The organism is Candidatus Pantoea floridensis (assembly GCF_900215435.1).
GTDB lineage: Bacteria > Pseudomonadota > Gammaproteobacteria > Enterobacterales > Enterobacteriaceae > Pantoea > Pantoea floridensis.
Genome location: NZ_OCMY01000001.1, coordinates 2592551 through 2616241, shown reverse-complemented (window position 1 = coordinate 2616241; position 23691 = coordinate 2592551). Strand labels below are relative to the sequence as shown.

Here is a 23691-nt window from a genome sequence, read left to right as displayed (position 1 = left end):
GCCCCATTATAGGAAATCTATCGCCAGGCTTTAAACAACAAACTGGCATTAACCCCACCGAAGCCAAACCCATTCGATAGCGCATAGGTCATCGCCGTTGGCTGCGCGGTGAGCGCCACCAGATTGAGCCCGGCCGCCGCCTCATCCGGATTTTGCAGGTTCAGCGTGGGCGGCGCAATCTGGTCGCGTAGCGCCAGAATGGAGAAGATCGCCTCCACGCCACCCGCCGCTCCCAGCAGATGTCCGGTAGCGGATTTGGTTGAGGTGATCGCCACTTTGCTTCCCGCGAAGAGCGAACGGATTGCCGCCAGCTCGCCTTTATCGCCCACCGGCGTCGAGGTGGCATGCGCATTAATGTGCTGTACCTCCGCAGCCGCAATGCCCGCCTGCGCCAGCGCAGTTTCCATCGCCCGGCGCGCGCCTTCACCATTTTCCGGGCCGGCGGTGAGATGATAAGCATCGGCGCTGGTGCCGTAGCCCACCAGCTCGGCCAGCGGCGTAGCGCCGCGCGCCTGCGCATGCTCCAGCGATTCAATCACCAGTAACCCGGCGCCCTCGCCCATCACAAAGCCATCGCGGTCGCGATCGAACGGACGCGAAGCCTGCTGCGGACGATCGTTAAAGCCGCCCGACATCGCCTTTGCGGCGGCAAAACCGGCCAGGCTGACGCGATGAATCGCCGCTTCGGTACCGCCACACAGCGCAATATCCGCCTCGCCGCTGCGAATCAGTCGCGCCGCATCGCCAATCGCCTGCGCCCCCGCCGCACAGGCGGTCACCGGGGCACCAATCGGTCCGCGAAAACCGTGCGCAATCGAGACGTGTCCCGCCGCCAGGTTGGCGAGAAACGAAGGAATGGTGAACGGCGACAGACGGCGAGGTCCACGCGCTGCGGTGGTTTCTACCGCGTTGGCGATTTCGTTAAAGCCGCCGATGCCGGTGGCGATCACCGTGGCAGTACGCTGCTGCTGTGCCACATCCTGCGGCGACCAGTTGGCCTGCGCCAGCGCTTCATGGGCAGCCACCAGCGCGAACTCGATAAAGCGATCCATCTTCTTGCGATCTTTGGCGGCGATAATGCCGTCGGGGTTAAAACCGTGCTGCGCATCCTGCTCTGGCGTCGGCACCTGGCCCGCTACTTTACAGGCGATATCCTGCACCATCTCCGGCGGCAGCGCGCTGATGCCGGATTTTCCCGCCAGCAGCGACTGCCACACCGCCTCCGTGCCGCAACCCAGTGGCGAGACCAGCCCCATGCCAGTAATAACAATACGTTTCATTGATAACTCCTTAAGCCGCAGGCTTTTTCATAAAAGGAACCAGCAGCGCGGCGATACAAAATCCGACCATAATCAGCCAGAATGCGTCTGAAAATGCCTGCGTGCGCGCCTCGCGGAGCGTCAACTGCGCCAGCGATTGCAGCGCCGCAGTGTGCGCCGCATCCGAACTCAGGCCGCTGCCGATGAGCGCCAGCGTGCGTGATTGCAGATAGTCACCCAACGTCAGGCTGGCAGAGTTGAGATGGTCAGCCAGACGGCTGAAGTGCAGATTGGTACGATCGTTGAGCACCGTGCCACACAGCGCGATACCGATAGCGCCACCGAGGTTGCGCATCAGATTAAACAGCCCTGAAGCTAATTTTAGTCGCGCCGGGGGCAGGCTACCCAAAGTCAGCGTTACCGTAGGCGCCACGGCAAACTGCTGCGCCATGCCGCGAAACGCCTGCGGAAACAGCAGCTCTTTGGCGCCCCAGTCGTGGGTGATCGGCACAAAAAAGTACATCGACACGCCAAAACTCATCAGGCCAAACGCCAGTAGAATGCGCAGATCGACGCGATTCGCCAGCCAGGCATACAGTGGGATCGACAGGATCTGAAAAATACCGGTAGAGAAGATCGCCATCCCGATCTCCAGCGCGCTGAACCCTCGCACCTGGCTGAGAAACAGCGGCGTGAGATAAATGGTGGCGAAGATGCCGACACCGGCCATAAATGAGAAGTAACAGCCGAGGCTAAAACCAGGATCTTTCAGCGCGCGTAAATCCATGATGGGTCTGGCGTGATGCAGCGTACGAACAATAAAAAACACGCCGCATACCAGTGCGATCCAACCAGTGGTCGCGATGGTGCTATCGTCAAACCAGCCCCAGCGCGGCCCCTCTTCCAGCGTGTATTCCAGACAGCCGAGCGACGCCGCTAGCAGCACAATGCTGAAGTAATCGGCGCCACGCAGCAGTTCACGATTCGGCGCGTCGATTTTCACCAGCAGCGGCACGGCAACAGTAATGTAAATGCCGGGAATGATGTTGATGAAAAACAGCCAGTGCCAGCTGTAGTTGTCGGTAATCCAGCCGCCCACCGTCGGCCCTAGCGTCGGCGCCAGGGAGGCCAGCGCGCCCACCGTGGCCGCCGCAATCACCCGCTGCTTGCCCTGAAAAAAGGCAAACGCGGAAGTGAACACCAGCGGAATCATCGAACCGCCGGCTAATCCCTGCAGCGCGCGGAAGGCAATCATGCTTTGAATGTTCCATGCCCAACCGCACAGCAGACTCATGATGGTGAATCCGCAGGCCGAAGTGGCAAACAGCCAGCGCGTTGACATCACGCTCGCCAGCCAGCCGGAGAGCGGAATGATGATGATCTCCGCGATCAGATAACTGGTCTGCACCCACACGGTTTCATCATCGCCGGCCGACAAACCGCCACCGATATCACGTAGCGACGCCGACACGATCTGGATATCCAGCAGCGCGATAAACATGCCGATGCACAGCGTGGCGAAAGCCACTATTTTCTTGCTCACCGGCATTTGCGCCGGCGCCACCAGCGGTGCGGCGACGCTGCTCATCGCGCGCTTCTCTCATCCACCGTGACCGTCACCGACAAGCCGGGACGCAGCAGGCCGAGCGCCGCATCATCGCCCTCCAGCATGATGCGCACCGGCACGCGCTGGACAATTTTGGTGAAGTTGCCGGTAGCATTTTCTGCGGGCAGGATACTGAAGCGTGAACCGGTTGCCGGGGATAAGCTGGCAACGTGGCCGCTAAAGGTCCGGCCTGGTAACACATCGGCAACGATGTGCGCCGCCTGTCCCGGCTGCATGTTCGCCAGCTGGCTCTCTTTGAAATTAGCGTCGATCCATAAGCCGTGCGACGGCACCAGCGACAGCAGCTGCGTGCCGCTGCTGACGAACGAACCGGACCACGCGCGACGGTTGCCCACCACACCCGCAAAAGGCGCACGAATTTCGGTGTACTCAAGATTGAGCTTCGCCATCGCCAGCCCGGCCTGTGCTTTGGTCAATGCCGCTTTCGCCTGCAGTTCACGCGCGTCTAACACCTGAAGCTGTCGCTCCGCTACCGTTTTATCGGCGCGGGTTTTGCTCTCTTCGGCAATCGCCTGATGGTAATCGGCCTGCGCATGATCGCGGATCTGCTGCGACACCGCCGCACTGCTGGCCAGCAGGGTGTAGCGCCGCTGATCGGAGGTGGTTTTTTGCGTCACCGCCTGCGCCGCCAGCAGCGAGGCGTGCGCACCGGCAATGGTGGCGAGCTGCAGCTGGCGAGTGGCGGCGATATCACTCAGCGCCGCTTGCTGCGCGGCCACTTCACCCGAGGCCTGCTCCACCGCCGCGAGATAATCACGGTTATCCAGCTGAACCAGCAGATCGCCCTGCTTTACCTGCGCGTTATCCTGCACCGCAATGGTGTGAATATAGCCGGAGACTTTAGCCGAGATGGCGCTGATATCCGCGCCGACGTAGGCATCATCAGTTGAAGGCATAAAGCGCGCGGTGTGCCACCAGTAATAACCGTAACCGGCCAGCGCGATACCTGCCGCCGCCAGCGCCAGCAACAGCGCAGATTTTTTGCGCGTCAGCATCATGATTGCGGCTCTGTCAGCGAAGGCGGCGCAAATTTCTGGGCGTTATCACCGGCGCGTTTTTTCTGCAGATAGTCATGGCGATAGTGCATCATCGGCACCGCCGCCGGGCCGGGTACCATCTGATATTTGTCCAGGGTAAGCGGCTCACCATTCTCGCTATCGACCAGCTGCATCTTCACCGGACGCTGCGTGGCGGTTTCTATCAGCTGTATCTGGCGTCCTTCCGGCGAGAAGTGGGTGCTGCCCCACTCTGCCAGCGCCAGAATCACGCTGCGGAAATCACGTCCGGCAGGCGTGAGGTGATATTCATAGCGCGCGGGGCTGGTGCTGTAACACACCTTCTGCAGCAGGCCATCTTCAACCAGCTCTTTCAGCCGACGCGACAAAATGTTGGGTGCCACGCCGCTGCTTTTCTGGAACTCATCGAAACGCGTGAAGCCAGCCAGCGCATCACGCATGATCAGCATGCTCCAGCCATCGCCAATACGGCCCAGGCTGCGCGCGATGGGGCACGGCATATTGTAGAGGGGTTGGTTTTTCATGATTGGGTATCCGCATCTTTCTGATGCGGGATACTGTTACAGAGTGACTTTCATTTTGCAAGTAACTTGCATAATGAAAGTTATGATAGCGATAAAAAAGGTGCGCATAAATGCGCACCCTACAACGACTCGGTACGGATTTGTCGGGTCGCCATTTATGGCGATAAAAAAGGTGCGCATAAATGCGCACCTTACGTGATTGGGTATGCGGGTTTTGTAGGGTCGCCATTTATGGCGACCAGGATTTACGTCCGCACCCGCAGCGCAGCCTCAATCTTGTCGGCAATCTTGGTAACCACATAAGCAATCACCATGTAGAACACCACCGCAATCAGGAAAGCTTCGAGGTAGTAGAAATTCAGCGCCGCAGTCAACTGCGCCTGAGCGAAGATATCCACCACTTCGATAGCAAACGCCAGCGACAGCGCTTTCATGATCACCATAAAGGCATTCGCCAGATCGGGGATCGCCGCCACAATAATTTGCGGAAACATCACGCGGCGGAACAGCTGGCCGCCGCTATAGCCCAGCGATAGCGCCGCATCCGATTGGCCGCTATCAAACGAATTCAGCGCGCCCTTCCACACTTCCGCCTGGAACGCCGCCACGCAGGCGCTGAGCGCGACAATGATAATCACCCAGTTCGGCAGCGAGTGCGCATTCACTTCCACGCCAAACAGTGTGGCAACAAAGTGCAGCGCCGGTGGTAAACCGTAATAGGCGAGGAAAATTACCACCACCATCGGCACGCCTTTAAAGGCAATTTTGTATGCGATCACCAACTGGCGCAGTACCGGAATGCGGCGATGCTCGACAAAGGCAAACAGCCCGCCGAGCAGCGTTGAGCAGATAAACACCGTCACCGCCATCAGCAGCGTAACCGGCACCGCATCGAGAATGCTCCAGAAGTCTGGCAGCAAAACCTCAAGATCAAACATGGTTGCTCCCCTTTATCAGACGCTGGTGAATTTAACGCGCGCAGCGGTTTTTGAGCTGTACTTCGCGTGACGTTGTTCGAAGAAACGGATAATCAACCAGGCCACGCCGCACAGCAGCGAATAGAGCACCGCCAGCACCAGATAGGTACCGAACTGATATTGGTTGTAGTCACGTTCCATAATCAGATGCGCCGTCGCCATGACATCCGCCGCACCGATGTACATCACCAACGCCACGTTATGAATTAGATAGATAATCGCATTGCCGTAGCCCGGCAGCGCATAGTGCACCGCCTGCGGACCGACAATGCGCAGCATTTTCTGGCGAAAGCTGTAACCCATGCTGTCGGCGGCGTCATGCTGGCCGCGCTCCACGGCAAGAAACGCCGGACGCATCACTTCCGACAGATAACCGCCGTGGTAAAGACTCAGGCCAATCATCGCCGCGATATTGGCGGTGACAAAATCGCTGAAACCAAACTGCTCGGCCACCAGCGGCAGGCCATAAAAGGCGACAAACAGCTGCAGCACCACCGGCACGCTGCGCGCGTACGAGACGTACAGATCCACAACCTGGCTAATTACTGGGATGCGGCGCACGCGGAACACGGTGGCGATCAGCGCCAGGAAGAACCCGACGATCATCGCAACAAACATTATGCCGAGCGTCAACGGCAGCGCCGAGAGCAGCTCGGGAATCATCGAAGTCAGATTCACGGTGAAACACTCCTGCTAACAATGAAGCAGCGCCCGGCTCAGCACCGGGCGCAGCGGCTTCAGGTGAATCGCTTACTTCATGTATTTAGTGACGTCTTCGCCGAACCACTTCTGCGCCAGCTTATCCAGCGTGCCGTCGGCCTTCAGCTGCTGCAGCGTTTTGTTGATGTCATCGTTCAGCGCCTGGTTTTCAGCAGAGCGGTGAATCAGCACGTAAGTGTTGTTGATGGCCACCGGCTCGCTGGCTTTGATCGCCAGCTTCTGGTTGTCGATCACCGTCTGCTCGCCGAGGTTAGAAGGCAGGATCAGCGCATCATATTTACCGCTTTGCACTTCTTTCAGGCGATCCGGATACGGCACGCCGGCGCTCGACGCCTTGATCGCCACTTTGTCGTTCGGATTTTCCTGCTGCCACTGGGTCACAAATTTGTATACGCCGCCGCCAGCAGTCACCGGCACGATGTTCTTACCGACCAGATCTTTCATGCCGTTGATGTTGCTATCGCTGCGGCTGTAGATCTTCATCAGGCTGGCGCCGATTGGCGCATCCGGGATCAGGAACTGTTTGCTGCGGGTCGGCGCTTTGTAATAACCGCCGGTCGCCATGTCATATTTACCGGTCGCCAGACCGGTTTCCTGGGCGATATCCGCCGCCCCTTCCATGACGAATTTGTACTGCGGCAGCCTGGCGTTGATGGCTTTCAGCACGTCCGGCTCGTAACCCTGCGGCTCGTGACCAATTGCGCCCCACGACAGCGGTTTCGATTCCGCCGCGGTGGCGATTTTGATGGTGCGCACGGCGTCAGCAAAGCTGTTACCGCTAATGAGCGCCAGTGCGATGATGCCAGGCACGGCCAGGCGACGTAATGTGGTTTTGATTGCAGGCATGTGGTTGATTCCTTTAATTATTAGAATACGCGTTCTGAGTTGAGGAACTGAGCAAGGCGCGGCAGGGTGGGATTATCGAACATCTCAGTCGGGCTGCCCTGCGCGGCCACCACGCCCTGATCCATAAACACGATGCGATTGGAGATGCTTTTCGCGAACTGCATCTCGTGCGTCACCAGCAGCGAGGTAATGCCGGACGACGCCACGTCTTTAATCACTTTCAGCACCTCGCCCACCAGCTCCGGATCGAGCGATGAGGTCGGTTCATCAAACAGCATCACGTCCGGACGCACCGCCAGCGCGCGGGCGATGCCGGTACGCTGCAGCTGGCCACCGGAAAGCTGCGACGGATAGTGATCCAGCTTGGTGCCCAGACCGACGCGCTCCAGTTCTTGCACCGCGATATCGCGCGCCTGCTGTTTGCTTTTACGCTGGATGACGATCAGCGGATCCATCACGTTTTCCAGCACCGTCATATTTTTGAAGACGTTGAACTGCTGGAACACCATCGCGGTGCGCAGGCGGATCGCCTGGATCGCCGCTTTGTCCGGAGCCTGATAATCCATGCGGATCTGATCGAGCTGAATAGTGCCGGACGCCGGTTTCGCCAGATAGTTAATGCAGCGCAGCAGCGTGGTTTTACCGGTGCCGCTTGGCCCGATGATCGACACCACGTCGCCGCGTTTTACCGATAGATCGACGCCTTTCAGGATCGGCGTGCTGCCATAAGCGAGCTTGATATCGTTGAGTTCTAACATGCAGCAGCCCCTATTTGTTCAGGTCAGCATGGCCAAGCACATGCATCAGACGGTTGGCCCAGCCAAAAATGGCGATGGCGTGGATCAGATCGATAATCTCCTGATCGTTCATGCCGACCGCGCGCAGTGCCGCCATATCCTCGGCGCTGGCCTCTGATGGCGTGACGGACAGATGACGGGCAAAACGGTAGATCGCCGCATCGCGCTCGCCGAGCACATCGGCACGATCGAAGTAAATCGCACTCACTACCGCATCACTTTCTGCCAGCTGCGCATGGCGGCGCGCATGCACCACCGCGCAATATTTGCAGCCGTTAACGATTGAAGCGCCCAGCGCACCGAGCTCGCGATCTGCACGATCCAGCCCGCCATCGACATACATAATGGCGTTGAACAGCACGGTACGCGCCACGTAGCTGTCGGGATCGTGCGCCAGCGTGCGCACATACTCGGAGATCTTCTTGTTCGAGGGCGTCACTTTCATCGCATCAAGCTGCGCGGGCGTGGCATCTGCCACCTCAACCGGCGCGATGTAAGGATGCCAGTGCAGCGGCTTGAGATTAACCGACGGAATCATGCAGACCTCAACAAACGTAATCCGGCCGCGACGCGCGTCTGGAAGTTAACAAAAGCGATCAGCTCTGAGAGCGCCACGATCTGTGGATTACTCAATCCTGCCTGTTCCAGCAGGCGAATGTGCTGCTCGGTGGCGTTCATTGGCTGCTGCGTGACGAGATCGGCATGCCGCGCGATAGTCGCCAGCGGTTCGGCGAGATCGCTGGCACCGGCCGCCAGCGCCAGCAGCGCGTCTGATGGCTGCAACGCCGCCAGCTGCGCCTGATAATCGCGCTGCAGCTCGGCATCGCCATTCAACTTCGCCATGCGCTGCGCCAGCGCAAAACGCACATCCGGTGCTAAGCCCTGATCATCATTAGGTGCCAGCACCGATATACGGCACTGTTCTGCGCCATCAACAAATTCCGGGCGCAGGCGGCGCGTGCCGTACAGCGCATCTTCAGCGTTTAAGCCGACTGCGCGATCAATTGCGTCACTCACTGCGCGTTCTCCTGGTTGAGTAAGGGCGTGGAATCCACCCATTCATCGCCCTGCAATTCAGGGGTGTCAAAAGCCTGTAAGTTGGCGTAATGCTGCTCGACGTCTTCAGCAAACAGCGACGCGCTGATGCCGCGCACCAGACGATCGACACCGGCGCTCACCGCCGGAATATCACCGGAGACTTTGCCGTGCGTCAGCATCGCCGCATCGTTGAAGCAGTGAATATGCGCCAGTCCGGGACACGCGCCGGGCGTCAATTCGCGGAACTCAAAGGCGGGACCGAGATCCGGCGCTTCGAGCAGATTGGCACGCGGCGCGCCCATTTCTGGCTGATAACGCCCGTCGCGCCAGCTGCGGATGTGCGGTGCGATGGCGGCAAACTCTGGGCGTCCGTGGAAATCGTTGCTAAAGCCAGTGGCGGCAATCAAAAAGTCGTAGCGCAGCGCGCCCTGAGTGGTTTCGATCAGCAAACCCTCGGCCTGCTGTTTTACCGCTTTGATGCCGCAGTTGAGGAAGAAGCGTGCATTGGCATGACGTGAAACGCGCAGCGTCGAAGAACGCGGCGGTGGCGTTTGCGTGGTAGCAGTGTAATCCACAAACTTCCATTTCCACGCGTCCGGCAATTGATACATCCCGTGCACCACGCCCTGGCTGCCGATGCCGGTCATTTTGTTAATGCGCGGCATCTGTGGGCGACGGATCAATAGATCTACTGCACCGGCACCGTTTTCCAGCGCGGTGGCGGCGTTATCCATCGACGATGCACCCGCGCCAATCACCGCAATGCGTTTGCCCTGCAGGGCCGCGAAATCAATGTCGTCGGCGGAGTGCGCCCAGAATTTGCGGTCAATGCCTTGCAGGAAGTCCGGCACGGCAAAACCGCCAAGGCCAGAGCGTCCGGTAGCCAGCACCAAACGGCGGGTGTAAATCCGGCCGGTTTCGGCACCACTAAGATCGAGCGCGATTAACTCACCTTCGAAAGTAATAATGGTGACGCGCACATTGTTGCGCACCGGCAGATTCAGCACCTTGCGATACCAAATCAGATAATCCATCCACTGCGCTTTGGGAATTTTATCCAGCTCCTGCCAGGCTTCTTTGCCCCATTGCGCGGTGAACCACGCGCGGAACGTCAGCTGCGCCATGCCGAGCGCCGGGCCGTGTAATGTCTTTGGCGATCGCAGCGTTTCCATGCGCGCAAAGGTCACCCACGGACCTTCCAGCCCGGCGGGCGCGGCATCATAAGCCACCACGTTACTGATGCCGGTTAGCTGCAATTTGGCCAGCGCCGCTAGGCCGCACATACCGGCACCGATCACCACCACATCACGCACCGGGGCGCCATCCTGCGTGCGCGCTGGCACCCAGGATTTTGCAGGCAGTTCAAGATATTCCAGATCCTGCTGCAGCTGAGCTTCCAGCGCGGCAAGACCGTCGGCAGCATTCGTCATACGCGTTTTCCCTGAAATAAGCGGCAGCCAGCAAGCGGGCGAAACCACTAAAGTACGTTGGTGACTATGTATTTTCATTATCTCGATAACACATAGTTAGTGTGCTTTAATCACCAAATCACATAGTAAGAGCTAAGGTTTCGCATAATCCTCTTGCCCTAAAACGGAGTCAACAATCTCGCTCAGCTTTTGACCAATGGATTTCTTATATCTTATGCCGAAATTGTTATAAGCGAGGTGGGAGCTGGCTGGCGGTCGCCATAAATGGCGACCCTACGGGTTGGTCGTCATTTATCATGGGAAAGAGCTGCACGAGGCGATTGTAGGGTCGTCATTTATGACGACCTTGTTGATACCCGCACTGTTGTTTAATCCTGATTAATCAGGCGCATAATGCGCGGATGCTCGCTGGCAGGCAGACGCTCAAAGCCTGGCAGCAGATGAGCCGCAGCGTCGGCTAAGGCCTCCACCAAGGCCTGTGCAGCGGTGGAGATTTGTCGCCCCTGCGGCGTGATCACGCCAAAGTAGTACGGAATATCCTCCTCCAGCGGACGAATCACCACACCGGCCAGCGGCATGCCCCAACCGGTCACCGGCTCAAGGATCGCTACGCCCAATCCGGCGCGCACACAGCCGAGAATATTGGCGGAGGAGTTAGTCTCGATGGTTTCCTGCAGCGGCGTTTTGACCTTTTTCAGCGCCTTTTCATAGCGCCCGCGCAGACGCTGCGGGCTCCACGGCGCAATCAAACGGCGTCCCGCCAGGCTGCTGAGCGACAGCCGCGTGTGCGCCGCCAGCTCATCGTTCTCCGGCAGCGCCACGACGCACTGCGACTGCCCAATCCAGTGCAGCTCTACCGCGTGATGCTCCAGCGGCAAGCTGCACAGACCGAGATCGGCCTCTGCGGTGATCACGGCATGCGCGGTATTAACTGCGGATTCGCTGATGATCTGCACTTTGTTCTGCAAATTGAGCGCGGCCAGCGCCTGCGGCAGCAATCCCGCCGCCAGCGCGGGCGTGGCGGCAATACTCAGTGGACGATGCTGCTGATGGGCGATCTCCTGCGCACGCAGGCGAATTTGCTGCAACGAGAGCAGCGCTTTCTGCACGTATTGATGCAGCTGCAATGCCTCTTCCGAAGGATGGATACGCGGGCCGTTGCGGATAAACAGCGGATAACCGAGCGACTGTTCCAGTTCCTGAATCAAGCGCGACACCGCCGGCTGCGAGCGATTGAGCGCCTTTGCTGCCGCCGTAACGCTACCGGCAGAGATCACCGCCGAGAAGGCCTCCAGCTGCCGCAAATCCAGGTCGTTTAAAATAGTCATCGCGCGATTTTTCCCTAACTCATTGATCACTCCCGACATTGGCGCGGGAAAGTTTTCATCATAGAGAGAGTCGCGGCAATTAGCCACTGGGTGGACAGTGCGCTTTGTCCCTCACCCTAGCCCTCTCCCGCAGGCGGGAGAGGGAACAGTCCTCTGCGGAATTCAGCATTTTTCTCCCACCTAATCATTCCCTCTCCTTCTGGGAGAGGGAACCGTCCTCTGCGGAATTCAGCATTTTCTCCCAACTAATCATTCCCTCTCCTTCTGGGAGAGGGTTAGGGTGAGGGAAATCACAACTTCTCCGTCAACTCACATTCATTCTCATGCAGCAGCCGCAGCATCTCGAGTAAAAACGCGTCTTCGTTGCCCTTTTGCCAGGCAATACTGAGCGGCAAGCCTTTGATTTGTTCGGGCAGATCCAGCGCTATGTAGCGCACGCTGTCGCTGTTCATCGTGCGGTACGACGCGGGCACCACGGCCAATCCCAAACCGGCCGATACCAAACTCAGAATGGTTTGTTTCTCTTCGGCGAACTGCGCGATGTGCGGCGTGAGTCCCGCCAGTTTGAACAAACTCATCGTCAAATCGTGGCTGTGCGGGCGCGTGCGGCGATCGGGAATAATCATCGCTTCATGCTGGAAATCCACCACCGCCACCCGTTCGCGCTGCGCCAGCGCATGCTGAATTGGCACCGCCAGCACGCAGCTTTCACGGGTAATAAAGCGCACCGCTAAAGACGCATCAATACTTTGCGGTTCGCGGATAAAAATCATATCCAGCCAGCCCGATTTTAATTTCGGAATTAAATTAATGGTTTTGTCTTCAATAATATGAATATCACTGTGCGGATGCAGCGGCACAAATAAGTTAAGCAACGCCGGAACTAATCCGCGCGCGGCGCTATCGATGGCACCAATGCGTAATGTACGACGCTCATCTTTTAATCCGACTTTAAATCGCTGCGCCAGCGCATCAAATTGATCGATTAATTTGCTGGCCTCATCAAAACATATCGCGCCTTCGGCGGTTAATGAAACATTACGCGTCGAGCGATTTAACAAGCGCACGCCAAGGTCTTCTTCCAGTAAACGAATGAAGCGAGAAAGTGACGCAGGCATCATTTCCATTCTTTGAGCAGCGCGCCCGAAATGGAGTTCTTTACCCACGGCGACAAAACAACGCAATTGATTTATATCCACATTTCCCTCGCCCGTTGATTATGCAAATACTTTATATAATCCACGCCTGATGATCCCCCAAAGCAAAACTGCATACTGAACGCGAAGACAAAAAAATAATACTACCCCTACACAATCTGGAGCACGTTAATATGAACTCTCACCTCGAAAAAAGGGTGATGCGTAAAGTGACGTTACGCATTGTGCCCTTCATCATGCTGCTCTACTTCATCGCCTTTCTCGATCGCGTCAATATTGGTTTTGCTGCATTAACCATGAATCAGGATTTAGGTTTCTCGCCCACGGTGTTTGGTTTTGGTGCCGGAATTTTCTTTCTCGGTTATTTTCTGTTTGAAGTACCGTCGAATTTAATTCTGCACAAAGTCGGCGCACGCATCTGGATCGCCCGCGTGATGATTACCTGGGGATTAGTCTCCGGCTGCATGGCCTTCGTGCAGGGCACCACCAGCTTCTATGTGCTGCGCTTCCTGCTCGGCGTAGCGGAAGCCGGATTCTTCCCCGGCATCATTCTCTATCTCAGCTACTGGTTCCCGGCGGCGAAACGCGCGCAGGTCACCGCTATCTTTATGGCTGCCGCACCGCTTTCGACGGCGCTCGGTTCGCCAATTTCTGCTGCGCTGCTTGAGATGCACGGCCTGCTAGGCTACGCCGGCTGGCAATGGATGTTTGTGCTGGAAGCCATCCCGGCGCTGCTGTTCGGCATCGTGGTGCTGTTCTACCTCACCGATCGGCCAGCAAAAGCCAAGTGGCTGAACGATGAGGAGCGCGCCTGGCTGGAAAACACCCTGCGGGCGGAAGAGCAGGCGCGCGCCACTAGGCAGAGCCACAGCAGCGCATGGCGCGGACTGGCCGATAAGCGCGTGTTAGCGCTGGCGCTGGTCTATTTCGGCACCTCGGCGGGCTTGTACACGCTGGGCATCTGGTCACCGCAAATTATCCGCAGCTTTGGCGCATCCTCAATGGAGATCGGTTTCCTCAATGCCTTCCCGGCGGTAATTGGCGTGATCGGCATGATCCTCTGGGCGCGCCATTCGGATCGCACCAAAGAGCGCAGCTGGCACGTGATCGGCGCCTGTTTACTGGCGGCGGCCGGACTGATTTATGCCGGCAACGTCAGCACGCTGTTTACGGTGATTATCGCCCTGACGCTGGTCACCGTTGGCATCAGCGCCGCCAAACCGCCGCTGTGGAGCATGCCGACGCTGTTCCTCAGTGGTCCAGCGGCGGCAGCGGGCATCGCCACCATCAACTCGATTGGCAACCTCGGCGGTTTTGTCGGCCCGATGATGATTGGCGTGATTCGCCAGCAAACCGGCAGCTACAGCTGGGGACTCTATTTCGTGGCGGGACTGCTGGCGATCTCCGCCATCGTGGTTCTGCTGCTCTCCACCCGCGGCAATAAGCCGCAAACGGCGGAGCTTCCTCATCCTCATACTCATTAATCTGGAGATACAACATGCGTAACTATTCGATTGCCGCTATTCCCGCAGACGGCATTGGCCCGGAAGTGATCTCTGCCGGTGTGGAAATCTTGCACGCGCTAACGCGCCAGGATCCGCAGCTGAAGTTCAATGTCGAGACCTTTGACTGGGGTTCGGATTACTACAAACAACACGGCGTGATGATGCCGGAAGATGGCCTGCAAACGCTGAAGAAGTTCGATGCGATTTACTTCGGTGCGGTGGGTGCGCCTGACGTGCCGGATCACATCACGCTGTGGGGTTTGCGTCTGCCGATCTGTCAGGGCTTTGATCAGTACGCCAACGTGCGCCCCACCAAAATCCTGCCGGGCGTGACGTCACCGCTGCGCAATCGCGGTCCTGGCGATCTTGATTGGGTCATCGTGCGGGAGAACTCAGAAGGCGAATATTCCGGCAACGGCGGGCGGGCGCACCGTGGTTTGCCGGAGGAAGTCGGTACCGAAGTGGCGATTTTCACCCGCGTCGGCGTAACGCGCATCATGCGTTATGCCTTCAAACTGGCGCAGTCGCGCCCGCGCAAACTGCTCACCGTGGTGACCAAATCCAACGCCCAGCGTCACGGCATGGTGATGTGGGATGAGATTGCCGCCGAAGTGGCGATCGAGTTTCCGGATGTGCAGTGGGACAAAATGCTGGTTGATGCCATGACGCACCGCATGACGCTGCATCCACAAAGCCTCGACACCATCGTGGCCACCAACCTGCACGCCGATATTCTGTCGGATCTGGCGGGTGCGCTGGCGGGCAGCCTCGGCGTGGCGCCGACCGCCAATATCGATCCCGAGCGTCGCTTCCCGTCGATGTTCGAACCGATTCACGGCTCAGCGTTTGATATCACCGGCAAAGGCATTGCCAACCCGATCGCCACCTTCTGGACCGCAGTGCAGATGCTGGAGCATCTCGGCGAGCGCGACGCGGCGGCGCTGATTATGCAAGGCATCGAGTTTGTCTGCGCCAAAGGCATTTTGACCCCGGATGTCGGCGGCACGGCCAACACCGCCGAGGTGACGCGTGCGGTAGTGCAGTTTATTACGTCCAAAGCCAGCGTGGCAGAAGCCCTCTGATTTAACCCAGTGCGGGTTGAATCATCCCACCTTCCATAGCGGCGCAATGAATTGCGCCGCTATGGCTCGTGCATACTGTGATTCGACGTGTGTCGACTGGAGAAAAATGGCGGTGCACAGGTGCTGGTGAAATTAAGTCGCCCGATATAAGTAAATAAATGATTCATAGCCCTTACAAGAAAAGGGCTAATAATCCGATTCACAATCATTTCTCAGCATAACAAAAAAGTAATATTAATGATGATTGATTTCATCAGCTTGGTAATTAAAAATAAATATAAGCGGTACGGATAATTACCTGGCACACAATCAAGCCAGGAAAATTTATTTATTCTTACGCGAAAAATAATTAAGCAAACTCTAAGAAATAATCGAGCCTTTTCAATACCGATAAGATAACTCCTAATTAGTCCGCCTTGTGCGTTAGGCTTTAACGACTAGCCTTAAGGTGTAACTGAAATAATAGTTATCTAACTTTTTGAGGCAATAATCATGACAACACCACGTGGCGGTTCTGGCAATTTTGCCATGGACCCAGAAAGAGCCCGCGAAGCGGGAAAAAAAGGCGGCCAGCTTAGCGGCGGTAATTTCCGTAATAATCCGGAACGCGCTATTGAAGCAGGGAGAAAAGGCGGAAAAAAAAGCCGTCGCGTCGTGGATAAATCGCCTGAGTAACGTCTCTGCGGCTAGCAATTAATAGGTGAAATAGCCGCAGCACCCTATTTTCAATAAGGTAGCATATTATGAGCAATAACAGCGAAACACACTTTCTCGATTGGGTCAGAGATGCCCATGCCATGGAAAAACAAGCGGAAAGTATGCTGGAAAAAATGGCCTCACGCCTTGAGCACTATCCCGATCTCAAATTACGCGTTGAACAGCATATAGATGAAACTCGCCAGCATCAGGTGCTGGTACAAAGCGTAATTGACCGCTACTCCACCTCGCAATCGGTATTAAAAAATATCGCCGGCAAAATATCCGCTTTTGGTCAGGCGATGGGCGGCATGATGGTAGAGGATGAAGTGGTGAAAGGCGCGATCAGCGGAAATGTGTTTGAGCATCTTGAGATTGCCAGTTACACCTCGCTGATAGCCGCAGCCCAGCATCTCAACGATCATGAAAGCGTCGATATCTTTAATCGTATTCGTGAACAGGAAATTGCGATGGCAGAATGGACGCTGAACAATCTGCCGGTGGTGACGGAACAGTATTTGGTTCGCTCTGCCACGCCGGGCGTTGAGGCGAAAAAATAACGCCGAAGCGCACAGCATGACTCTTCCATTTTTCGCAATAATGACTTCGCTAATTCGGCTATTCTGCCGCTAAATCGTCTGTGCGAACCTTATGGCATGGCTCGGGATCGTCCCGAGCATCACCTAAGGAAGCACACGATGAAACTCTATCATTTCCCCCTTTCCGGCCATGCACACCGTGCACGCCTGTTTCTGTCGCTGCTCGGTTTACCGCATGAAATTATCGATGTTGATCTCAAAGCGGGCGAGCACCACACGCCGGAATTTCTCGCCATGAACCCGTTCGGGCAAGTGCCGGTGCTGGAGGATGACGGTACGTTTATTGCCGATTCCAACGCCATTCTGGTCTATCTGGCAAAGAAAACCGGCCGCAGCGAGTGGCTGCCGGAAGATGCACAGGGCGCAGCAGCGGTACAGCGCTGGCTGACCGTCGCAGCGGGCGATATCGCGTTTGGTCCGGCAGCAGCGCGCTTGATTACCGTGTTTGGACGGCCGTTTAATGCGGAAGAGGTCATCGCCCGCGCGCACCTGGTGCTGTCACGCATAGAAAACCACCTCCAGAACCGTGAATGGCTGGTGGGCGATGGCCCAACCATCGCTGACATCGCACAGTACAGCTATATCGTGGGCGCACCAGAAGGCAACGTCGACCTTTCCGGCTACCCGACGGTGAAGGCACTCTTGCGCCGTATCGAAGCGCTGCCGGGCTTTGTGCCCTTCCCGCAAACCGCTGCCGGCCTGCGCGGCGTCGCCTGAGCGTACCATTATGATTAAGAAACTGCCGGTGTGGCATCAGGGTGAAATAGCCCTTCAACAGCAGGCGGGCGTGGCGGAGCGCATGGCGGACGTGGGTCGGCGCGTGGTGCGCGATCACATGCCCGATCAGCATCGTGACTTCTATGCGCAGCTGCCATTTATCGTGGCAGGTAGCGTTGATGCGCAGGGCGATGCCTGGGCCACGCTGCTGGAAGGCCAGCCCGGCTTTATCTTCTCACCCAATGCCACCACGCTGGACATCGCAGCGCGTGCGGATAGCAGCGATCCGGCCGCGGCCGGGATGCAGGATGCTGCCCCGATTGGCCTGCTCGGCATCGAGCTGCACACTCGTCGCCGCAATCGCATGAATGGCGTTCTGACGGCAATTGGCGGCGGGTATCGCGTGCAGGTTGATCAAAGCTTTGGCAACTGTCCGCGCTATATCTCGCTACGCGATTTCCGCTTTGCCCGCGATCCGGCCGAGCGCTATGACGCAGCAGCAGAAACCCTGAGCGCGCTGGATGACGCAGCGCGCACCACTATCGGCACAGCGGATGCATTCTACGTTGCCAGCTATGCCGACCAGCCTCATCGGCAGGTTGATGTTTCCCATCGCGGCGGCAAACCTGGCTTTGTACGCATCGGCGATGACGGCCTGCTGACGATTCCCGATTTCAACGGCAATCTGTTCTTCTCTACCCTTGGCAACATCCACCTGAACGGCAAAGCGGGGCTGCTGTTTGTCGACTATGCCAGCGGCGACACGCTGCAGCTGAGCGGTGATGCCGAAGTGATCCTCGACTCGCCAGAGATCGCCGCTTTTCAGGGCGCGGAGCGACTCTGGACGTTTCGCGCGCGCCGCATCGTACGTCGTCGTGCCGCCCTCGCCCTGCGCTGGATGACACCGGCAGAGAGCATAGAAGCGAGCTCGCTGATGACGGGGGATTGGCAAAACGCCGCCGAACGTCTGCGTGCGGCGGAACTGGCTTCGCGCTGGCGGCCGTTTAAAGTGACAAAAATTGTCGAAGAGAGCAGCACTATTCGCTCGTTGTATTTACAGCCGGATGACGGTGCCGGCGTGCTGCCGCATCTGGCCGGCCAACATCTGCCGATTCGTGTGCAGCTGCCAGGTGCAGAGAAACCGCTGATGCGCGCCTATACGCTTTCGGTCGCGCCTGCGGATGGGTTTTATCGTATCAGCGTGAAGCGCGAGGGTGCGGTATCGCGTTATCTTCACGATGGGATTGCGGTTGGCGATACGCTTGAGGCGCGTGCTCCGGCGGGCGATTTCACTATCGATGCTAACGAAACGCGTCCAGCGGTACTGCTTGCCGCCGGCGTGGGCATTACGCCCATGCTGGCGATGCTGCGGCATCTGGTGTTTGAAGGCCAGCGTAAGCAGCGGATGCGGCCAACGGTTCTGTTGCAATCGGCTCGCTCTAAAGCCGAGCGGCCTTTCGCGCGTGAGCTTGATCAGCTGCTGGCACAGGCGCAGGGTGCCGTCAAATTGGTGCGTGTGCTAAGCCACACCACGGATGCGGAACAGGGCTTCGATTACGACATCGCTGGACGCATTGATATGGCGCTGCTTTCGCAGGTGCTACCGTTCAACGATTACGATTTCTATCTGTGCGGTCCGCCAGCATTCACGCAGGCGCTGTATGACGGACTGCGCGCTTACAATATCGCCGATCATCGCATTCATGCGGAAGCCTTTGGCCCTTCCTCGCTGCAGCGCACTCAGGATGTTGCCCGGCAGGATACGCCGCAGTTGCCAGTTGCAACCCAATCGGTGCCGGTGAAATTTATGGACTCATTAAAAGAGGCGCGTTGGACGCCGGATGCGGGTTCACTGCTGGAGCTGGCCGAAGCGCGCGGGCTGAGACCGGCTTATAGCTGTCGCGCCGGGCATTGCGGCAGCTGCAAAACCAAACTGCTGCAAGGCGCAGTAACCTATCAAACGGCCCCCAGCGCCAGCGTGGCGGACGATGAAGTATTGATTTGTTGCGCGCTACCCGCTCAACAAGAGGGAGAAAAGCAGGCGATACACCTGGCGTTGTGAGTATCAGGCTTCACACATTAACGGGCATTGATCAGTCCAGATTATGCCGGCGAGCAAAGTTAGCGAGTTCAACCTGATTACTCATACGTAACTTTTTAAGCAACCGGGTTTTATAAGTACTGATCGTTTTATCACTCAGCTTCATAATTTTTGATATATCGATGTTTTTCATACCGCTTGCCAGGTATTTCAAAATTTGCAATTCACGCGCAGACAGAAGAGAAACAAAATCGCCTTCTGAATCAGGGATCGACGACGTTTGTTTATTGTTCAATACGGGCATAGGAAAATAGCTGTACCCGGACTGGATCGCTCGAATGGCATCGTGCAGTTCGGAGAGATTATTCTCCTTGCTGATATAACCATTCGCTCCCGCTTTAATGCTAAGGTTAATATAATGCTGCTCTCTTTTCCCTGTCAGCACCAAAATATAACCGGAAAAACCAAGCCGACGTAATCTATTGACCACTTCAATGCCGTTAATTGAGGGGATATCGATATCGACAATAACCAGGTCGGGCTGTAACGTTTTTGCCATGCTAATACCTTCAAAGCCATCACCGGTCTCTGAGGCAACAATATACTCTTTACTTTCCAACAAAATACGCAGTGCAAGTCGGGTTACTGGGTGATCATCAATAATTAACACTCTTGACATAGGAAACGTCTCGAAAGGCAACTCATTATTATTGTCAGGGCAACTATGCTACGATCTTTAGCGGCATGACACACGCATAATTGGCTGTAGCATTACGCTCGCATTCAGAAAAGTCCTTCTTATTGCGCCACTTCGCCATATTATGGCTTTGAGCATCAGGAAATTCCCTACAGCTTACTTTTTAATTAACCACCAAATACATACGTACGTTCTTTTGCACTAAAAAGGCGATGAAAATACTCATCGCCTCTATTTTACTTGCTGACTACTCTTTCAAAAAATTAGCCAATCATTACCAACTCCAGCGTACCCCAACGCTGGCATTCCATGGTGTTTCGGTTTTGGAACCTTTGCTGTAATTCGCTTCGCTATAGAGTTGCACATCCTGAGTGAGCTGCGCGGATGTACCTAATGTAAATTTACCCTGCACGCCCGACATATCATTGTTAAAACCATTATCATTGATATGAACCTTGTTGTTTTTTGCAAACTCCTCAATGAGTGAGGCACGTATCCAAGGTTGAATTGTCATGCCATTTTCTAATTCAATATTCTTTCCAACAACACCATGCAATGCAGCCTGCTTAGAGGTTGCCATGTCACTATCGGCTTTAAGGCCATTATCTAAACGGTAGCCCGTGCCTTTGATCCATACGCTTGATAACTGCACTGATGGCTCAGCGAACCAGCCGCCATCAAAATCAATACGTTTACCCAATTCAACAGATAACCCGAATGCCGGCGTGCTGTAGCCACCTTTGGCGAGCTGGCCATCACTCATACGCGCGTTAGTATGGTTGCTGAAGTTGTTTGCTTTGATGACGTTATCGATAAACCAACCATCCTGCAGCAGGAAAGTGGAGTAACCGCCGATAAAGAAACTGTCGATAGTGCCGGAACTGTTGTGCGTAAACGCCAGGTTACTGCGGCTATAACCGCTGAACAGGCCCAGCAGCATTTGCGATTGCCCTACATCGATTGCGCTGTCTACACCAACAGAAATACCTGACTGGTTTTGGCTATACCCTTCGCCGTTGGCGTCATGCATTTTAAATTCGCCGCCCACGCCACGTACCCACGCACCACCCTTTTGTTTGCCCTGACGCACATCGCCCAGGCGAGTACGCAAGGTGGTCATTTCGCCATACCATGCGGAAGGCATCGCGTTAAAAATGCCCAGCGCGGTGGCTGTTGAAGGCGTCACAACGGGATCTCCGCCATCATCACCGCCGCCGCCCTCTTTAAATTTCTGGGCTAACACCCAATCGTTATCCTGATGCTTTAACTCGTACTGGTAGGTACCCGCATCCACGACGCCATTTTGCAAAGTAAACTGCTCATCGCCATTGCCAGCCGTTTTTACCACCGCCAGTACATCGTGCGTTTCACCCGGCTCCAGACCGGTATTGTTAATCGAGAGAACGTGATCGCCCGTGGCGTTTCCGCTAACGGTAATCAGATCACCCGTGAGTTTCTGCAGATCGGTTGTCATCGCAAACTGGCTATTGCCGGAGAGATCGCCCAGCGCGAGCGTTTTGAAGCCATCGTCGCTGTGGGCAAATTCAATCATACCCGCTGAAGCCAGCGATTTGAGATCGGAGTTTTTGGTCATCAACCAACGGCTGCTGCCGTCGATGGTCATAGCCGAACCGTTGAGTATGGCGCCGGTTAATTGCGACGATTGCGCAAGATCGACATCCACACGATTGTTACTTTCCGCGATGATGTCACCGCTCAGCAGCACATCATTTTCAGCCTTCAGGCTAACCCTGCTCGGTTGCGTACCGCTCTTACTGTCCAGCAAAATACCGTTACCCGCAATCAGCTGCGAACCATTCTTCACGGTTAAATCGAGTGCGGCGCCATCGGCCATCACCGCTGAACCACTTTTACTCACCAACGAGGTGTTATCTAACACAACGTTGCTGGTGTTAAACCCCGTATCGCTGGTGACATATAACGCTGGTGCATCTCCAAGCGTTTCCAGCTGGCTATTGCTGATATTAAAATTCCCTGAATGCGCGGCAAGAATATAAGCGTCCTGACCATGCGTGAGAGCCTGAATATGGTCAGCGTTAATGGTGCCGCCCGCATCAGCAAACAGGGTATGAGCGGCATTGCCGTAAGTGGTGAGTGTGGTATCTGAGAGGGTTACTGAAGAGTTATTGCCCGCCACAGATATTGCCGTGCCGTCATCATCCTGAGAAGTAATGCTACCACCGTTGAAGGTGGCAGTCGCATTATCGCCAACATTAATGCCAATGCCGCTATCCGTATTAATGATGGTATTGCTAATAGCAATATCGCCGGACTGCACATAAATGGCCTCGCCCTCGGACGTGTGAATATTACTATTATCAAGGGTCATTATGCCACGGCCATTACTGGCACTGTTAATTTCAATGCCGCGCGTTCTGCCATTGGCAGATATATTTAGCTCGTCTGCATTGACGCTGCCATTACCCAATAGTAAACCGCTATTGGCATTACCACGCATGACGATATCAACATTTTTAAGCGTCGCCTGGGAATCACTTGCGGTATTATCGACAAACAGCTTGAGGCCATTTCCCGCTTGCCCATTGCCAAATATATTGACATCTGTCGCCGTCAGGCTGCCATTTTTTAATGCGATGCCGTTGCCACCCACGCCGTCAGCCGTAATGGCAACACCGTTAAGATTGAGTGTGGCGCCATTGTCGGCATGGATTCCATCACTGTTATCTCCGCCCACGGTGATTGATCCACCGTTGATATTCACCGTGCCATTATCAACATTAATGCCATGCGAATTCGCGCCACGGGTAACCAGCGTCGAACTTTCTAAATTTAACGTACCAAGATCTAATACCTGGGCAGCAGCATAATTATCACCCGAAGTACGAAAATCTAACCCAGCAATAGTTTGTAATACGCTATTATCCCCGGATACATACAATGGATAATCTCCAACCGTACGACCAGAGTAACTCGTTGTCGCGGTTAAAGTAGTACCATCAGTCACTTTCCAGGGAGAATCCGCATAGGATAACGATGAAATACTCATCGTGGTGATAGCTATTAGACATTGGTGCGATAATAAGGATAACTTTAATTTAGGTAACATATTCTTACTCCTTGAACGTGTTTCTACCGTGAATACATCTGAAATAAAAAGACATAAAATCCTTCATGCAAGATTGATAAACATTCCTTTAAATGTCATTCGGAACGCTATCTTCCTTTTGTAGTCTTTTTCCCTATGGGGTGTAGGAGGAGGAGAGTTTTTGAAGTGATTTATTTTTTAAAATAAGGCGTATTTTTATTTAAAATAATCCCCATTACGGCGCGGAGAAATATTATAAACGAGTATTATTGCGGGGGAGTTTTTCATCAGCTATTAAAAAATTTTTCACATGCTAATTAAAATTATTTAATAGCACTAATGCTGTCGTCCTCTACTCAATGCCCTCGCCCCGCCAGATGCGAGTAAAGTGTGGATTGAGGTGACGTGAAATAATAACGAAAAATTTAACTTCTAAGCATCAACTTAATCCATTGTATTCATTGAATTTTTAATCCAATGCAAGAGAAATCATCCTGTCTCACCGCGTATTGAGCCACGTCTCATAAGCGCATTTTTTTGAATCCTTATTATAGCGCCGTTAGTTACG

21 protein-coding genes are annotated in these 23691 nt (G+C 55.3%); 6 read left to right on the top strand and 15 right to left on the bottom strand.

From position 1 onward, the window contains the following. Window positions 1-17 precede the first annotated feature (17 nt). The 13 genes from fabF to CRO19_RS12290 all read right to left on the bottom strand — a co-directional run bounded on the left by fabF (window position 18) and on the right by CRO19_RS12290 (window position 12761). Entirely contained in the window at window positions 18-1280 is a 1263-nt protein-coding gene (gene fabF, locus CRO19_RS12350) for a beta-ketoacyl-ACP synthase II (RefSeq protein ID WP_097096062.1), read from the bottom strand. A 10-nt stretch (window positions 1281-1290) separates the two neighbouring features. Next, a complete protein-coding gene (locus CRO19_RS12345; RefSeq protein ID WP_097096061.1) occupies window positions 1291-2847 on the bottom strand; it encodes a DHA2 family efflux MFS transporter permease subunit in 1557 nt (518 codons plus the stop codon). Continuing rightward, the gene (locus tag CRO19_RS12340; RefSeq protein WP_097096060.1) at window positions 2844-3884 is read right to left on the bottom strand and encodes an HlyD family secretion protein; all 1041 of its coding nucleotides are present in this window, start codon (window positions 3882-3884) and stop codon (window positions 2844-2846) included. The genes CRO19_RS12345 and CRO19_RS12340 overlap by 4 nt, the downstream gene beginning before the upstream one ends. Further along, entirely contained in the window at window positions 3881-4426 is a 546-nt protein-coding gene (locus CRO19_RS12335) for a winged helix-turn-helix transcriptional regulator (RefSeq protein ID WP_097096059.1), read from the bottom strand. The genes CRO19_RS12340 and CRO19_RS12335 overlap by 4 nt, the downstream gene beginning before the upstream one ends. A 245-nt stretch (window positions 4427-4671) precedes the next feature. Then, window positions 4672-5364, bottom strand: coding sequence for an amino acid ABC transporter permease (locus CRO19_RS12330; protein ID WP_097096058.1), 693 nt, complete (start codon window positions 5362-5364; stop codon window positions 4672-4674). A 15-nt stretch (window positions 5365-5379) separates the two neighbouring features. Beyond that, window positions 5380-6066 carry an amino acid ABC transporter permease gene (locus CRO19_RS12325; protein ID WP_320204511.1) on the bottom strand — a complete coding sequence of 229 codons (687 nt, stop codon included), beginning with the start codon at window positions 6064-6066 and terminating at the stop codon, window positions 5380-5382. A gap of 87 nt (window positions 6067-6153) precedes the next feature. Further along, window positions 6154-6969 carry a transporter substrate-binding domain-containing protein gene (locus CRO19_RS12320; RefSeq protein WP_097096056.1) on the bottom strand — a complete coding sequence of 272 codons (816 nt, stop codon included), beginning with the start codon at window positions 6967-6969 and terminating at the stop codon, window positions 6154-6156. 20 nt (window positions 6970-6989) lie between these two features. Then, window positions 6990-7727, bottom strand: coding sequence for an amino acid ABC transporter ATP-binding protein (locus CRO19_RS12315; protein WP_097096055.1), 738 nt, complete (start codon window positions 7725-7727; stop codon window positions 6990-6992). A gap of 10 nt (window positions 7728-7737) precedes the next feature. Then, window positions 7738-8304, bottom strand: a complete 567-nt coding sequence (locus CRO19_RS12310; protein ID WP_097096054.1) for a peroxidase-related enzyme — start codon at window positions 8302-8304, stop codon at window positions 7738-7740. Beyond that, entirely contained in the window at window positions 8301-8783 is a 483-nt protein-coding gene (locus tag CRO19_RS12305) for a CMD domain-containing protein (RefSeq protein ID WP_097096053.1), read from the bottom strand. The genes CRO19_RS12310 and CRO19_RS12305 overlap by 4 nt, the downstream gene beginning before the upstream one ends. Continuing rightward, window positions 8780-10234, bottom strand: a complete 1455-nt coding sequence (locus CRO19_RS12300; protein ID WP_097096052.1) for an NAD(P)-binding domain-containing protein — start codon at window positions 10232-10234, stop codon at window positions 8780-8782. The genes CRO19_RS12305 and CRO19_RS12300 overlap by 4 nt, the downstream gene beginning before the upstream one ends. Window positions 10235-10602: 368 nt before the next feature. Further along, a complete protein-coding gene (locus tag CRO19_RS12295; protein ID WP_176519151.1) occupies window positions 10603-11562 on the bottom strand; it encodes a LysR family transcriptional regulator in 960 nt (319 codons plus the stop codon). A 290-nt stretch (window positions 11563-11852) separates the two neighbouring features. Further along, the gene (locus CRO19_RS12290; protein ID WP_097096050.1) at window positions 11853-12761 is read right to left on the bottom strand and encodes a LysR family transcriptional regulator; all 909 of its coding nucleotides are present in this window, start codon (window positions 12759-12761) and stop codon (window positions 11853-11855) included. 131 nt (window positions 12762-12892) lie between these two features. On the opposite strand from CRO19_RS12290, the gene CRO19_RS12285 reads away from it, so the two are divergent. From CRO19_RS12285 to CRO19_RS12260, 6 genes are all read left to right on the top strand, one after another. Then, window positions 12893-14203, top strand: a complete 1311-nt coding sequence (locus CRO19_RS12285; protein ID WP_097096049.1) for an MFS transporter — start codon at window positions 12893-12895, stop codon at window positions 14201-14203. Between the two features lie 14 nt (window positions 14204-14217). Further along, the gene (locus CRO19_RS12280) at window positions 14218-15306 is read left to right on the top strand and encodes a tartrate dehydrogenase (protein WP_097096048.1); all 1089 of its coding nucleotides are present in this window, start codon (window positions 14218-14220) and stop codon (window positions 15304-15306) included. Between the two features lie 492 nt (window positions 15307-15798). Then, complete coding sequence (locus CRO19_RS12275) at window positions 15799-15981, top strand: con-10 family general stress protein (protein WP_007893075.1); 183 nt, start codon at window positions 15799-15801, stop codon at window positions 15979-15981. Window positions 15982-16049: 68 nt separating this feature from the next. After that, window positions 16050-16562 carry a ferritin-like domain-containing protein gene (locus tag CRO19_RS12270; RefSeq protein WP_097096047.1) on the top strand — a complete coding sequence of 171 codons (513 nt, stop codon included), beginning with the start codon at window positions 16050-16052 and terminating at the stop codon, window positions 16560-16562. Window positions 16563-16700: 138 nt separating this feature from the next. Beyond that, window positions 16701-17318, top strand: coding sequence for a glutathione S-transferase family protein (locus tag CRO19_RS12265; protein ID WP_097096046.1), 618 nt, complete (start codon window positions 16701-16703; stop codon window positions 17316-17318). Window positions 17319-17328: 10 nt separating this feature from the next. Further along, complete coding sequence (locus CRO19_RS12260) at window positions 17329-19380, top strand: 2Fe-2S iron-sulfur cluster-binding protein (RefSeq protein ID WP_097096045.1); 2052 nt, start codon at window positions 17329-17331, stop codon at window positions 19378-19380. A gap of 31 nt (window positions 19381-19411) precedes the next feature. Here the strand turns inward: CRO19_RS12260 and CRO19_RS12255 are convergent, their stop codons facing one another. Beyond that, entirely contained in the window at window positions 19412-20038 is a 627-nt protein-coding gene (locus CRO19_RS12255; RefSeq protein ID WP_097096044.1) for a response regulator transcription factor, read from the bottom strand. Window positions 20039-20330: 292 nt separating this feature from the next. Continuing rightward, window positions 20331-22976 (bottom strand): autotransporter outer membrane beta-barrel domain-containing protein, encoded by a 2646-nt coding sequence (locus CRO19_RS12250; protein WP_320204478.1) that lies wholly within the window; start codon window positions 22974-22976, stop codon window positions 20331-20333. Between the last annotated feature and the right edge of the window lie 715 nt (window positions 22977-23691).